The 15,224-nt window shown below is 44.2% G+C and carries 10 protein-coding genes; all 10 read right to left on the reverse strand.

The window, feature by feature from the left end; all coding sequences use genetic code 11:
* Positions 1-63: 63 nt before the first annotated feature.
* Entirely contained in the window at positions 64-1,239 is a 1,176-nt protein-coding gene (locus tag ACMVP2_RS10810) for an acetyl-CoA C-acyltransferase (RefSeq protein ID WP_416867716.1), read from the reverse strand.
* 29 nt (positions 1,240-1,268) lie between these two features.
* Positions 1,269-3,671 carry a 3-hydroxyacyl-CoA dehydrogenase/enoyl-CoA hydratase family protein gene (locus ACMVP2_RS10815; RefSeq protein ID WP_416867717.1) on the reverse strand — a complete coding sequence of 801 codons (2,403 nt, stop codon included), beginning with the start codon at positions 3,669-3,671 and terminating at the stop codon, positions 1,269-1,271.
* Positions 3,655-4,131: a MarR family winged helix-turn-helix transcriptional regulator gene (locus ACMVP2_RS10820; RefSeq protein WP_152001423.1), complete on the reverse strand. Its 477-nt coding sequence runs from the start codon at positions 4,129-4,131 to the stop codon at positions 3,655-3,657. The genes ACMVP2_RS10815 and ACMVP2_RS10820 overlap by 17 nt, the downstream gene beginning before the upstream one ends.
* A gap of 94 nt (positions 4,132-4,225) precedes the next feature.
* Positions 4,226-6,043 carry a tetratricopeptide repeat protein gene (locus tag ACMVP2_RS10825; protein WP_339784272.1) on the reverse strand — a complete coding sequence of 606 codons (1,818 nt, stop codon included), beginning with the start codon at positions 6,041-6,043 and terminating at the stop codon, positions 4,226-4,228.
* Between the two features lie 358 nt (positions 6,044-6,401).
* The gene (locus tag ACMVP2_RS10830; protein ID WP_416867718.1) at positions 6,402-8,144 is read right to left on the reverse strand and encodes an Ig-like domain-containing protein; all 1,743 of its coding nucleotides are present in this window, start codon (positions 8,142-8,144) and stop codon (positions 6,402-6,404) included.
* On the reverse strand, positions 8,141-9,022 hold the full coding sequence (locus ACMVP2_RS10835; RefSeq protein WP_416867719.1) for a class I SAM-dependent methyltransferase: 882 nt from the start codon (positions 9,020-9,022) through the stop codon (positions 8,141-8,143). Before ACMVP2_RS10835 ends, ACMVP2_RS10830 begins: the two co-directional genes overlap by 4 nt.
* 6 nt (positions 9,023-9,028) lie before the next feature.
* Complete coding sequence (gene mnmG / locus ACMVP2_RS10840; protein WP_416867720.1) at positions 9,029-10,894, reverse strand: tRNA uridine-5-carboxymethylaminomethyl(34) synthesis enzyme MnmG; 1,866 nt, start codon at positions 10,892-10,894, stop codon at positions 9,029-9,031.
* Between the two features lie 83 nt (positions 10,895-10,977).
* Complete coding sequence (ybeY, locus tag ACMVP2_RS10845) at positions 10,978-11,403, reverse strand: rRNA maturation RNase YbeY (protein ID WP_416867721.1); 426 nt, start codon at positions 11,401-11,403, stop codon at positions 10,978-10,980.
* Between the two features lies 1 nt (position 11,404).
* A complete protein-coding gene (locus ACMVP2_RS10850; RefSeq protein ID WP_339784282.1) occupies positions 11,405-11,806 on the reverse strand; it encodes an ATP-binding protein in 402 nt (133 codons plus the stop codon).
* An 11-nt stretch (positions 11,807-11,817) separates the two neighbouring features.
* A complete protein-coding gene (locus ACMVP2_RS10855; protein WP_416867722.1) occupies positions 11,818-15,141 on the reverse strand; it encodes a DUF4175 family protein in 3,324 nt (1,107 codons plus the stop codon).
* Between the last annotated feature and the right edge of the window lie 83 nt (positions 15,142-15,224).

The following is a 15,224-nucleotide window of genomic DNA, read 5'->3' on the forward strand; positions in this document are numbered from 1 at the left end:
CATGAAATATAAAAGCATCGAGAGTTGGTCCCGATGCTTTTCGCCTATGCTTATCTGTATTTGCTAATTGAGAAGCTCGAAAATACCGGCTACGCCCTGGCCTCCACCAACGCAGGCGGTGACCATACCATATTTTTTCTTCTGCCTTCTCAATTCATTGAAAATCTGAACCGATAGTTTAGCCCCTGTGCAACCGAGCGGATGACCAAGCGCTACTGCACCACCATTCACATTTAATTTCGACATGTCGAAATCCAGGTTTTTGGCAACAGCCAATGCCTGAGCTGCAAAAGCCTCATTCAATTCAATCAAGTCAATGTCTGCCATCTTCAGGCCGGCTTGTTTCAACGCCTTTGGCACGGCGGCCACCGGTCCTATCCCCATGATTCTTGGCTCCACGCCGGCTGCTGTATAAGACAACATTCTGGCAATGGGCTTCAGGTTATATTCCTGCACCATTTTCTCTGACATCACCATCACAAAAGCTGCACCATCAGAAGTTTGTGAAGAGTTACCCGCAGTTACCTTTCCCCCCATTCTGAAAACAGGCTTTAGTTTTGCAAGCACTTCGAGACTAGTATCTTCTCTTGGCCCCTCGTCGGTATCTACCACAAAGTCTCTCGTCTTTTTCTTACCGTCTTTGTCCACATACGTTTCGTGAACATTGATCGGCACTATCTCATCTTTGAATTTTCCGTCCTTTATTGCCTTGATGGCTTTCTGATGAGAGTGATAAGAAAATTCGTCAGCGTCTTCCCGACTGATGTTGTAGTCTTTTGATACTTCCTCGGCCGTTAAGCCCATGCTGATATAATAGTCTGGGTTTTCGTGCGCTATTTTCCAGTTGAGTGCGGTTTTATACCCCATCATTGGCACCATCGACATCGATTCGGTACCACCTGCAATAATACACTCTGCTGTTCCGGCGTGAATTCTTGCCGCTGCAATGCTTATCGCCTCCAGGCCTGAGCCACAATACCGATTCACTATCAAGCCGGGCACTTCCATGGGCAAAGCCAGCAATGAAATCATTCTGCCCATTTGCATGCCTTGCTCAGCTTCGGGCACAGCGTTTCCAACGATAAGGTCGTCTACCCTTTTGGCATCAAAGCCCGGAACCGAAGCAACCAGGTGTTTGATGACATCTGCTGCCAGGTCATCGGGGCGGGTAAAGCGAAAGCCCCCTTTTTTCGACTTTCCAACTGCCGTTCTGTAGCCGGCCACTATATATGCATTCATAATTGTAGTCTTTTTGTGGTTAACAAAACTTAGTTTCTCAACGGTTTGCCTTTGAACAAAATGCTGTGAATTCTTTCCACAGTTTTTGGCTCACCCGTCAGGCTGAGGAATGCCTCCCTTTCCAAATCAAGCAGGTATTGCTCCGACACGTCCGTCGGCGATGAAAGGTCACCCCCACTCATGATGTAGCCAAGCTTTCTGGCAATCAGGGCATCGTGCTCCGAAATATATTTTCCATACAGCATACCAGTTATGCCAGCTTCGAACAAAGCCAGTGACGATTGACCATGTACTTTGATATCCTTTCGCTCCAAAGGCTGAGTATAGCCAGCTTCCGATAGTTCGATGGCTTTCCTTTTTGCGTCAGCCAAAAGGCGAGCTCTGTTAAGCGTAATTTCGTCCGACGGTTTGATATAACCCAATGCCTTGCCTTCGTGTGCCGAGGTGGCCACTTTGGCTGTAGCAATGGTCATGAAATATTCCTGCAAATGATTGAGCTCCGGATCACCGGGAGCATAGGAGTCGCTGGCCCGGAGGGTCATTTCCTTTGTACCGCCACCCGCCGGAATCAAACCTACACCAAATTCCACAAGGCCTATATACGTTTCGGCGTGTGCCTGAATAGCATCACAATGAAGTGAAAGCTCGCAGCCACCACCCAGCGCCATGCCCGAAGGGGCTGAAATTACAGGCACGGAAGAAAAGCGGGCCCGCATCATGGTTGTTTGAAACTGACGAATCATCAAGTCAATTTCGTCAAACTCCTGATCGGAAGCATACATGAATAGCATAGCCAGGTTAGCACCCGCTGAAAAGTTGGCACCCTCATTACCTATAACCAAGCCTCGATAGTTCTCCTCCGCTTTTGCAATAGCGAGATTTATTCCCTCTATTACTTCCTGACCGAGAGAATTCATTTTTGTATGAAATTCCAGGTCCAGGATACCGTCACCGATGTCATAGAGCGTGGCGCCAGCATTTGACCAAACTACCTTGTTTTCTTTAAAGGCATCAAGAATAATCAGCCCTTCTTTTCCAGGGATCGGTTTGTATGCTTTTGACGGAATGTCGTAATAAAGCTTCTGGCCTTTTTCAAATTTGTAGAAGGAGTTATTGCCCGCAGCCAGCATTTCGTGAACCCATGGGGCTACTTTCATTCCAGCAGCTTTCATCTTTTCGGCAGTCGCTTTTACACCCACCAGGTCCCATGTTTCAAAAGGACCAAGTTCCCAGGCAAAACCAGCGCAGACAGCCTGATCGATTTTGTAAAGCTCATCGGCAATTTCCGGAATTCTCATGGAGCAATACCTGAACACATCATAGAAGGTTGCCCGATAAAATTCACCTGCTTTGTCCGTTGCATTGATCAGCTTCGGCAGGCGCTCTTTTACACTTTCAATATCTTTTACTTCTTCAAGCGATTTAAAGGAAGCCTTGGTTCTTGGCCCATATTCAAGTGTCTTCAGGTTCAACTCGAGAATCTCCTTCTCGCCTTTGTCGTTTACTGTCTTTTTGAAGAAGCCTTGTTTTGTTTTGTCGCCCCACCATTTTTTATTGTAAAGCTCCTCTACAATTTTTGGTAGTTTGAAGGTGTCCTTCGACTCGTCTTTTGGCAAGCCCTGCAACAAATTTCTCGATACGTTAACTGTGGTGTCGAGCCCTACCACATCCATGGTTCGGAAGGTGGCCGATTTTGCCCGGCCGATAACGGGGCCGGTCATTCGATCAACTTCACCGACAGTCAGTCCCATTTTTTCCACCACATGCATACCCGACATCAAAGAGTAGACCCCTATCCGGTTCGCAATGAATGCCGGCGTGTCCTTACATAGCACGGTTTCTTTACCGAGGTACAAATCACCATAGTGCATTAGGAAGTCCACCACCTTTTGGTCTGTAGCCGGAGTAGGAATGATTTCCAGCAACCTCAAATAACGAGGCGGATTGAAAAAGTGTGTTCCGGCAAAATGCTTCCTGAAATCCTCGGTTCTCCCTTCTGCCATTAGGTGGATTGGAATACCCGACGTGTTGGAAGTAACCAAGGTGCCTGTTTTGCGGAATTTCTCTACCTGATCATAGACCTTTTTCTTGATATCCAGGTTTTCAACTACAACCTCCATCACCCAATCACACTCCGCAATGGATTTCATGTCGTCGTCAAAATTTCCGGTTTTTACCAGGCTGGCCTTTTTGACATCAAAAAGCGGGGCTGGCTTTGAAAAAATTGCTGTTTGAAGGGCAGTGTTTACAATTCGGTTACGAACAAGTGGATGCTCCATCGTTAAGCCTTTCTTTTTCTCATCGTCCGAAAGCTCTTTCGGAACAATGTCTAAAAGCAAAACCTGAACACCAATGTTCGCAAAGTGACATGCTATTCTTGAGCCCATTACACCGGAGCCAAGAACTGCCACCTTTTTAATAACTCTGTTCATAAATTTTCTCTTCGTTAATGTAAGTATGGATCAGTTGTTTATCCTCTATGAGTTGATTGATTTGTGTGATGACGTCAAAGAATACTTTTAGTTTTTCTGGCTCAACCTGATCGATCACCATTTCGTTGAATGCGATAACTACCCGTTTTGAGAGCGTCTTCTGATACTTTCCCTTTTCAGTTAAAAATATCCGGACTGACCTGCCGTCATTTGGGTCGGGCATTTTGTAGATGAGCTTCCGCTCTTCCATATTTTTGAGCATTCTCGTCAGGCTCCTTGCTTCCAGCCCCATCAGAGGAGCTATTTTGGTAGCAGGGGTGCCCTCCTCACTTTCTATATTGAGCAACACAAATCCAATCGATGTTGTAATACCATCATTTTGGCCAGCCTGGTTGTACATCCTCGCAATACTATGCCACGCCACTTTAATATTATAGTCAATAGTTTCTTCTCTCTTCATTCTTAAGGGATAACGGGGTATATCAAATATAGCAAAATTTGTTATGCATGCATACTATTTTTGCCTGGCATTTGATCTATGCAAAAAAGTGTATTTATTGGTTGAGATCGCCCCTGAGCTCCCGGAATCTTTTGCGAGCCTCGGCGGTATAAATACTGCCGGGGTAGGTTGTAAGCAGTGCTTGAAAAGCTTCCATGGCGAGTTGCTTGTTTCCAAGCTGTTTGTCTATAATCTTGCCTTTCAGAAACAAGGCATCATCGCCAAGTATATCCGTTGGGTAGCTGGCAAGTACCTTGTCAAGGAGGGCAATCGCTACTTCCGCATGGCCCAACTCCTGGTTGATTTGTGCCATTTTGTACCAAACCTCATCGGTAATTCTGTGGTTGGGAAATTGGCTAAGCAACGAGTCAAAGCCCTGAAGAGCCTCAAGTTTCTTGTTTTGGAAAAGCAGCAAATCAACAGCAGCGAATTTCTTCATCGCCAGCTCGGTTGTGTCCATCAGGGTATTGTCCTGAATCAGCAGACTAAGCGCCATTGCATCATTAGATATTTCCCGTGAGGTGGCCAATTTCAAAATATCGAGATGGGCTTTAGCAAGTTCAAAGTCGCCATTGTAATAATTGAGCTTTGCATTCTTAAGTTTTGCCTCATAGCCAATCAGGCTTTCCTTGCTGTCTTTTTCCACCTGCGAATAAAGTAACGTCGATTCCCAGGGTTCTCCTATCAGCAGATAGATGTCTCCAAGATCGAGTTTGCAGCTGGAAACCAATTGCGGCTGTGCCCTCGGAAAATTGATAATGTCTTTTAGCGTAGAAATTGCCTGATCCTTTTCATCCAGATAAAAAGCGTATAGCAAAGCCTTGCTTCGGAGCGCTTCCAGGGTGTTGCTGTTCAAACCCGAATCTTTGATAAGATTATCGTAATCGGCGATCAAAGTTCTGATGGCGGTGGTGTCAACCGGATAAGTGTTCTTAACTTTTCCTTCCCTGGCTTTTATCAACATCCTTCTTGCCAGCACATAATTGGAAGACGATGGATATGTTTGAATAATCCATGAAAAAATATCTTCGGCATCTTCGAACGCTCCATTGTCAATAGCTATGATACCAATTTCCAGTACCCTCGAGCCCTCACCTCTCTCCCGGCGGTCAATGGCTCTGGCTTGCGTAAAGGCACCAAAAAAGTTTTTCTGCTGAAGTTCTGCCCAAATTAGTAATTCGCCATAGATAATATCATTGGGACTTTTCTGCACCTTCTGGATAAGGATCGTTTCAAGTGCCTCTAAGTCTTCGGGCTCGGTGAGCAGGTTCTGCAGAATATTCCTGACGTAGTTAATATTATTGGGGTTTTGAATGGCGAAGTTGAGATACTCCTCCATCATTTGCTCCCTGTTGTTGAGAAGACGGTAGATATTCGCCAACTCGATAGCATATGCATACTGGTTACCGGATGATTGTCTTCCTGCCAGATAAGTTTTAAGGGCATATTCTCTGAGCTGCTTGGAGATAAATGTTTGCGCAGTTATTCGAAGCTTGTAGTTGTCTCCCTTTATGCCTGCTATTACCGATTCAAATTGGCTATTGGCCTTATCGGCTTTTCCAGCCGCCTGATACACCATGCCCAGGTCTATCTTATAAATTAAATTGCCATCGTCCCGCTTAATTTGTTTCTCTACGTAATCCTCTGCTTCCTTGTAGTTCTCCAGGTTGATGAGAAGCGCCAGATAATTATTGTGAACAAAGGGGATGTTTCTGGAATCCTTTACCAGGTCTTTATAAAGATCGAGCGCCTTGTCAACATCGCCCTGCCCCAAATATTCGTTCGCCAGGTCGATTTTAGCATTGTCCTGCCCACGCAATAAAGCTGGCGCAACGAGGATCAGAATAGTTACTATTATCAGTCGTTTACTCATTTATCCACATTTTCTGTTTTGTAATATATATAACTAAATTTTTAAAAGATTAATTGAAGAGTATTATTAAGCCTGTGGATTTGTGGATAAGAAAATTAGCATAAGTCGATTGTTGATCAAATTGAAGTTTCAAACAATATGTTAACATAAAAATGCAAGCGATAGTGCAAAGGAGGGAGATTGTTGATAGATGGGGAGTTAGTGATGTGAGTATCTTTTTTGACTTAAGTTGTTGGTAAGAGGTAAGCGTAATGTGTACAAACGAGCCTAGCTGAAATTGTGTGGGATTGGCTATCTGAGATTGAATCGGCTTGTGGAGAACTTGGGCAGTTAAACACAGGCTTAGCAAAGTTTTCCACTAGAAGTTGATCTCAATATTTTCAAGTGTCCAGTTTTCTCTAACGTTAAAGAATTCGGGATATATGTACACACTTTCGGGTTCTATTCGCTTCAGGCTGTTTCCGGTAGACCATACGCCGTCGTTGTTATCATCGATTAGGATCCTGAAGGTATAGTCTCCGGGTGGGATGTTTTTGAACTCGAAAGTAGACGTTCCTGGTTGTGAGGATACTACTTTATACTTGTTGGTGATGAGCTGAAGCGTATAGTTAGTGTAGTCCGTTGAAATTGTGCCTCTTACTATCCCCCGTTCTTCGCTGTTTATGAATTTTAGTGGTATGTTTTCAGTGTAGGAAGTGTCGCCGTCTACTGAAAAGAAGGTTCCCTTTGGAAGTTTGACTCGGGTGTAGCTGTCTTCGACTTTGTCTAATAGTTTTTTGATTTTACTGTATCGGTTAAAGTCGATCGAAGATGTGTCGGATTGTAAGGAGTCGGTTAATTGTTGGTATCGGAGTTTTTGATTGGCAACTATCTTTTTGTCGATTTGAGTGTTGATAGTAACTCTTGTTTTGTGGTTGTTCCAAATGATGGTGTCGATCTTAATTGGATGTTGAACAAGGGTATCTATAGAAACTCTCATGGAGTCGGCGATGTAGTTTTTTGCTACTGGTTTTGTAAACGACAATGTAAATGTCGTTTTCTCGAGTATTTGCTCGTCTTTGGTAGGGATGGTTGTAAATGTAAACGGTGGAATGCTTCGTTTGCTTGATGTGAATTTAAGGTATGTGGTGTCTATGGTTTGGTTGTAGGTACTGTCTATGGAGGTGATTGCAATTTGCACGCTGTCCTTTTTCGGATTAGAGACAGGATAGAAAACTATACCTCTTCCATCTGTTGTTAGGTTCGCTTCAATCGTCCAATTGGGAAGCTTTAGAGAATCCAGGATTTGGACGCTAAAATCTTTGAGGGGTTTGTTGTAGCGGCTTTCGAAATAGATGCCCGAAGTGCGGGAGTTGAGTTGTGCCAATGGCCGTACGTCGTTGCGTGTGATAGGTATGGTTAGAGAGTCGATGTTGTGTGTAAGTGCTAACGTGTCGGCGATGAATCCATGGGGCTCGTCGTTGGGTTCGCACAAATTGTTTTTATTCTTGTCCTGGAAGGCGTAGAGTCTGTACTTCCCGTTTTTAAGGTTCTCTATTGAGTAGGTACCATCTTCAGCAGTTTTCGTAAAATAGAGCGGGCGCTTGTTAAATATATCAGTCGTGTCGTTGGCCTGGTAAAGCGCTACTGTTGCTTCTTTGATTGGTTCATGGGTGAGCAGGTCGATAATGCTACCTGCTATGGATAGAGAGTCGATGTATGTAGTGGTACTAAATGCCAGTATGATGTTCTCAGCATCGTTGTTTTCCGTGATGTCGGAGATTGTACTGTTGAAGTTTAAGGTATAGGTGGTGCTGTCAGTGAATGGATTTTCGAAGTCGAGAGTGATGCTGGTCTTCTTAATGACGACATCAAATTTGTTCTGATCATCTGGCGTAATTATGAGCTTGGTCTTGATTTGGTCTTCTTTGATGAATTCGTCAAACACCAATGTTATTTTCTGATCTTTGAAGTTAAGCGATTTGTTGATTGGGTATGATTCAAGAAGCGTGGGGGGAATTGTATCCTTAGCACCGCCGGTTACAGGCTGTTGGCTTGCGCATGACGTGTAAAGGATAAAGGCATAGCAGGCAAGAAAGGCGGAAAGAAGTATATTTTTCATTTCTTTTGGAAAATGTATATCATACTGCTGTATTGTGAGGTTCTCGAACCGTAAATATTTGATTTACAACCATTTATAATGGATTTTAAGATTTTGTTGCTGTTGTTGAGATGTATTTCTGACAACAGACTAATATAAAACGAATCGAGATATAGGGGAGCCTTTTGCACGAAGGAAAGCCGGTTTGATTTCAATAACATTTTGATGTTTTCATCGTCGAAATGAAAAAGGTGGCGTGGCACATCGTATGCGGCCCAATTCTCTTTATAATGTTGAGCATCCCAGCTCTTGGTGTTTGGAACAGCGATTACGAGATAGCCGTCTTTATTCAACAGTTTCTTGAGTTGTTTTATTGTTGTGTTGAGGTCGTGCACATGTTCAAGAACGTGCCACAATGTAATGACATCAAATTTCGACTCTGACTCTTTGGCCTCACTTAATGTTTGGTAAACCAACAACTCCTTACTTCTTGCTTTCGATAAGCCAATATCAGAAGGTTCAATTCCCGTTACCTCGTACTTGTTTGATTGCATGTACTGCATAAACTGCCCGACACCACAGCCGTAGTCCATTAGTCTGCTGCCTGGTTTCGCTAGTCTTTTGACCAACCGAAGCTTGTACCACAGTGTATAGCGCTGGGCGATTGAATAAAGTGTGCTCATCAGGCTGCCGTCGCTATTATGCGACAGATAGCTGTTTGAGTCGTAGAACTGAGAAATAGTTTCTTTGCTGGGTCTTGGGTTGGTGATTAGCAGGCCACAGGATGAGCAGATAGAAATGGCAAAGCTCTGTTGGGAAACAAGATAATCTTTGCAGATCAGGTTGTTTCTTAGATCGGTGTTTGTGCAAATGGGGCACTCGTCTATTCGTTCGTACATGTCCAATTACCTCCCCATGTATACCATTAATATTGAGATGTCTGCTGGGTTTACCCCGCTTATTCTTGAGGCCTGACCTAAAGTATGTGGTTTGATTTTAAGTAGTTTTTCCCGTGCCTCAGAAGACAGCGCTGTTATTTTATAGTAGTCAAAGAGCGGATCTATTTTGTGATCTTCCAATAGGTGCACCTTGTCGGCAAGTTCCCTTTCTTTCACGATATAGGTTTCGTATTTGATTTCTATCTCGCTCTGTTCAATAGCGTCTTTCATATAAGGCTGTAGTGCATCAGCGGTTTTAGGATGCAGTTTGAGCAGTTCGGCAAGGTCGACTTGTGGCCGTTTCAAAAGTGTATAGGCGGATGTTTTCTCTCTAATGCCTGCGGTTCCTATGGCATCGAGTCCATCGTTGATTTCTTCCGGATTATATTTGAGCTGTTTTAAGACGGCGTGTATTTGATTGCTTTGAGCAATTTTGTCTTTCGTTGCCGTTAGGCGTTGGTCGGAGGCTAAACCAATTGCATGGCCTTTCTCTGTTAGTCTTATGTCGGCGTTGTCTTGTCTCAGAAGTATTCGAAACTCAGCCCGTGAAGTAAACATCCTGTAAGGTTCTTCAGTGCCTTTGTTAATCAGGTCGTCAATCAGCACACCAATATATGCTTCAGATCTTGTGAGGATCAGTGGTTCTTTCTCGCTGTTTTTGAGGTGGGCGTTAATGCCTGCCATGAGTCCCTGCGATGCCGCCTCTTCATAGCCGGTAGTGCCATTTATTTGCCCGGCAAAGTACAGATGCTGAATGAGCTTGGTTTCCAAGGTGTGATTGAGTTGCGTCGGTGGGAAGTAGTCGTATTCGATCGCATAGCCTGGCCTGAACATCCTTGCATTCTCAAAGCCGGGTATTTTCCTTAGTGCTTTTATCTGGACGTCTTCTGGTAGTGAGGTAGAAAATCCATTGACATATACCTCAACTGTGTCCCATCCTTCGGGCTCAACAAATATCTGGTGCCGGTCTCGCTCGGAAAATCGGTTGATCTTGTCTTCAATTGAAGGACAATAACGTGGCCCTATTCCTTTAATTCGCCCAGCAAACATTGGGGACTTTTCGAAACCAGTCTCCAGGATAGCATGCACTTCAGGATTTGTGTAAGTAATATAGCAGCTTGCTTGCGTTGCTAAGGGAGTGGTTTCTTGGCTGTAGGAAAATTTTCCGGGCTCAATATCTCCCTTTTGTTCCTCCATGGCGTCGTAGTTGAGGCTGCGTCCGTCGACTCGGGGTGGCGTGCCAGTTTTCATTCTGCCTGACTCAAAGCCGAGACTTTGTAGCTGCTCAGTAATTCCCTTGGCAGCATGCTCGCCGGTACGGCCCCCGCCAAACTTCTTTTCTCCAATATGGATGACGCCGTTAAGAAAGGTTCCGTTAGTGAGAACCACTGCGCTTGACTCGATCTCAATTCCCAAGCTTGTTTTAACACCAACGGCTTTTCCGTCTTTGACGAGCAGCCCTATTACCATTTCCTGCCAAAAGTCTACGTTAGGGTTGCGCTCCAATGTAAGCCGCCATTCCTCCGCAAACCTCATTCTGTCGCTCTGAGCTCGTGGGCTCCACATAGCAGGCCCTTTCGACTTGTTGAGCATCCTGAACTGGATCATGGTTTTGTCGGTGATAATACCCGACATGCCACCCAGGGCATCTATCTCACGCACTATTTGTCCTTTGGCTACGCCACCCATCGCAGGGTTGCAAGACATCTGAGCGATAGTGCCCATGTTCATTGTTACAAGCAGTACTTTGGAGCCCATGGTCGCTGCGGCATGTGCGGCCTCACAACCGGCATGGCCAGCCCCGACTACTATTATATCGTATTTAGGAAACATATATTTTCATGTTCCACGTGGAACGTCTAGTCATTATTAGTGTTAGCAACAGAGCGGGGAGAAAGAATGTTCCACGTGGAACATTATTGATCCGGGAGCAAAGATAAACAAGCATCCTCTTTTTTTCTCATAAGGTCATTGTCGGCACTTGTCTTGTCTTTGTAACCACACAAGTGAAGAATGCCATGGATCATGACTCGATGTAGTTCGGTGTCAAAAGGAAGATTTAGTTGGGTGGCGTTCTCCTTCACACGATCAACACTGATGAATATGTCACCTTCTATTTGATCTTCCTCTTCCGAATTATCAAATGTAATGATGTCGGTAAGTGTGTCGTGATTGAGATATTGCACGTTCATGTTGTGCAGGTAATCGTCGGAACAGAATATATAAGAAATCTCTGATAGCGTGTGTTTCTCCAGGAGTATCACTTTTTTGATCCAACGACGAACCTTATTAGGAGAGGAAAGCTTAAAAGAAACGTCTTCACTAAAGAAGGTGATTTTCATTCTAGCCCAGGTAAAAGATCAGATCCACTTTCTTACCGCCTTCATGGAACTTAACTTCGTCACACAGGTTCTTCATAAGAAAGATGCCTCTGCCCCCGGGTTTCTCAAGGTTTTCTGGTGCAGTTGGATCGGGAAGGTGCTGGTAGTCGAACCCAACGCCTTCGTCCTGAACGGTGAACTGAAGGTTCTCGTTGAGTAGTGATAATTGAAGCAGTACGTTCTTGTGGGCGTCTTTTCCGTTGCCATGCAGTATAGCGTTGTTTACGGCTTCGGTCACAGCAATCATAATATTGCCATAGATATCATCTTCAAGACTGAATCGTTCTTTAGCGTTGTCGATAAAACTCTCAACGATTCGAATATTCTCAGGAAGAGAAGGAATCTCGATTTTGATATTATCCATTTTTAAGCGGGTTAATTGCTGCCAATACGTTTAAAGTACTCATTTACTTCTTTTTTGTAGTAGGGGTTCAATTTGGGAGGAACAGTTTTAAGCAACTCAATTTCCTTTTCTTTTAGCTGCTTATATTCTTCAAAAGCTGCCGGGATCTTTCTTTCAAAATCTCGTGCGGCCTCCCCTTCTCTTTCCTTACTGAGCTCTCTTTCTCTTTCAGAGTTCTCAGCTTCCAAAAGCCTTGTTACAATGTCTTCCTGCCTCTCCTGGCTAATGTTGGCCAGTCGCTTATTAACAAGATCTCTTTCGGTTTGTTCCATTTTTTTGATAGCATCTTGCAAGCCACCCGGGCCACCCTCTTTGTCGCCGCTCATCTTCTGTTGCATTGCTTCGAGTTCTCGTCTAATCATTTCCTGCTCGGCAGCAAGTTTAGCCAATTCTTCCGATAGTTGTCTGCCTGTTTTTCCGCTTTTTTTGAGATCGTTAATTTTCTTGCTCAGTTCGCTCTGAAGATCGCTTAGGCCCGGCATGTTTTTCTTTTGCCCTTTTTTGCCTTTTTGCGGTGACCCCATTGCGTCAGCCATTTGCTGTTGCATCTGCTGAAGCACATCGTCGAGTAAAAGAGCCAGGTTGTTCATCGATGTCATTGAGAACTGCTGCTTGCTGATCGCCAGCGATTTGTTCCGGTCTTTAAGCGCATCCAGGCTTTGATCCATGTATTCATTGAGTGCACTCACTTCTCTTGTTACAAACGAGGCAATTTGAAAAACCCTGTTAGCCAGCGCAAGGAGACTGTCTTTAACGATAATGGCATCGTCCTTTATCTTTAATTGCTCCTGAGATAATTCGAGAAACCTCGGGTCACTTTGATTTACCTCTTTGAAGTTGTTCATCAGATTTTCCTGGCTGAAAGAGAGCTTAACAAGGTTGTCTACTATGTCTCTGAGGTTGTCGAGGTTTTCCTCAAGCATTTCCATCTCCATGTTGCTTTGCATTTGTTGCATCTTTTCACCCATCTGCTTCATTTGCTGAGCACTTTTCTTTTGGTTGTCAGACGCCTTCTTTCTCTTCTGTTCTTCCAGATTAGAAATAGACTCCTCCTGGTTCTTCTCCACTTCTTCTTTCTCTTCACCGACGTCCGGCATGCTTTCAGGGTTATTGAGCTCCTGGTTGAGCTCGTTTAACTCTTCCATGTCTTTTTGAAGCTCCTGAAACTCTTCTTTGATTTCTTCCTGCTCCTTTATGAGGTCTTCTTTTGAGTTCTCAGAGTTCTCAGTCTTCTCGCTTAGTTCCTCCTGCTTCTTGCTCGTTTCTTCCAAGTCCTGAACTATTTCCTCAAGCTTGAAGTCAAATTTCATCTTGTTGAAAAGCTCCAGCGCCCGCTCTAGCTCTTTTTCAAGGTTTTCTTCTTTGTTTTCTATCTGGTTCATCATTTTCTGAACCTCACCAAGCTGTGACTTCTCCTCCAGCAGTTTTTTCAGCTCGTCATAGAGTTTTTTAGTTTCATCATCCAGCAGTTCATCCATGAGCGACTGAAGCTTCTCCATTTGGTCTTTTAGCTTGGGGCTGCTTTCTGAAAACCGTTCTCTACGCTCATTCAGGTCTTTGTTTTGGTTTTTTAGCTTTTCTATGTTTTCACTCAGCTCCTCTTTTTTGTCCAGCAAGTCCTGTATCAGCTTCTCATCCTGCCAGTCCATCTTTTTCTTGGTCTTCAGCCTATTCTCAATTTCTTTTATCTGATCCTGAATTTCTTTGGCCTGGTCAAGGCTTTTATCAATCTGTTTTTCGGCACCCTGCGCCTCCTTCGCCAACGACTCCTTCAACTCTTTTCTCGTCGGAACCTTCATATAATACAGACCTGTCCGGGTCGATTTATGCCCGTTAACCTCGTCATTATCAGTCACCTCCACGTAGTAGGCAAGCGTTTCGCCTTCTTTGAGATTCATGCTGTCGATGCGCCACTGGTAGTAAAAACCCTGGGACGATTGCTTTTTGTCGAGAGGAAGCGGAAGCGTGCTAAACAGGGACTCTTCTTTGGCATTCTGAGTTTGGTACTTAATGGCAAGCTTGGTAAGGCCATAATCGTCGCTCACCGATCCGCCCAGCACGATGAAGCTGAAAAGAGTGGTGTCCTGGAAGATTTCTGCATGAATTTCCGGAGCCTTGTCTTTCACCACTTCGATCCGGTACCTGATCCTGTCCTTATTTTTGCTGTATTTGTTGGCCAGCAACACCTCATAGTACTGTGGGTCAAAGAACGTTTTCTTGACATCAAACAGTTGATTGTCAGATATTTGGGATGAAAAAGGCTCGTCGTCCTTATCAAACTTCAGCCACAAGCTGTCGGCTTCGGTTGTGCTGAACTGCCAGTTGATTTGGCTTCCTTCCGGCACTTCCACGTTGCCTATGTTTTCCAAAAGAACGTCTTGTTTGCCGGTATAGGATGGGAAGTCAAGAAACACGTTGAAGTTTTTGAGCAGCGGCCGATTGTGTAGTGTAATCTGATATTCAGCACTCGAGTATCCTGCTGCTTCGAACTTGAAATTAGTCTTCACCAACATTTTCGGAAAGGTAAACTCGAAGAGTCCTTCAGGGTTTTCATTTAGCTTGATGCGGCGCCCGTTACTTTCCAGGTATACATTTTCTGGGATGTTATCTCCTTCAATGCTCATCTTCAATTGAAAATCCTCATTGCGAAAACCATCAAGGGACTCATTCAAAAGATTGAAGGTAAACGGAGGCGGCGGGGTGAAGGTCTTGTTATATTGTATGATTCGGGCTGCACTTTCCGTAAACAGCTGAGGAACAAGCAGAAGCAATATAAGTGTGATGCCGGCTGGAATGGCTAGATACCTTAAAAAGCTAAGGTTCGCATTAATTTTTATCGCATTGACGAACTTTATTGTTGAGAACTCGTGGCTTTTTTGATCTATGCTGGCTATAAGAAGGCTTTCATCCTGGTTGCTGATTTTTTGCAACTGAAGCACATTCAGAAGTTTGTCTTTTACTTCCGGGAAAAATTGCCCGATTTGGCGGGCAGCCTCGGCGTCATCAAGGTTTTTACCTCCGCAGTAAATCTCCCACAGCGGCTTAATAATCCGAATCAGGAGTATGCCAGAGGTGAGAATGACAAAGGAAAACAACAAAAAGCCCCTGATCCACGTGCCGAAGCGAAAATTGAACTCTAATACGGTAAACGTCAAGAAAAGACAAAGGCCCACAAGAAGGAAGTAGAGAACACCTTTAACCAGCTTGTCGGTATAGTATTTCTTTTTGTAATCATGAAGTTGCCTCTTGACGGCGTCAATTCCTGTATTCATTTTGGCCTCCTTCTTTTCATCCATTTGCAATTCGCAAAGGGTATGATACTAGTTATAACGAATATCGTGAAAAGAATGTAGTTAAAAACGGAAAATTGTTTGAATAG

This window comes from Imperialibacter sp. (genome assembly GCF_048007035.1).
In the GTDB taxonomy this organism is placed as follows: domain Bacteria; phylum Bacteroidota; class Bacteroidia; order Cytophagales; family Cyclobacteriaceae; genus Imperialibacter.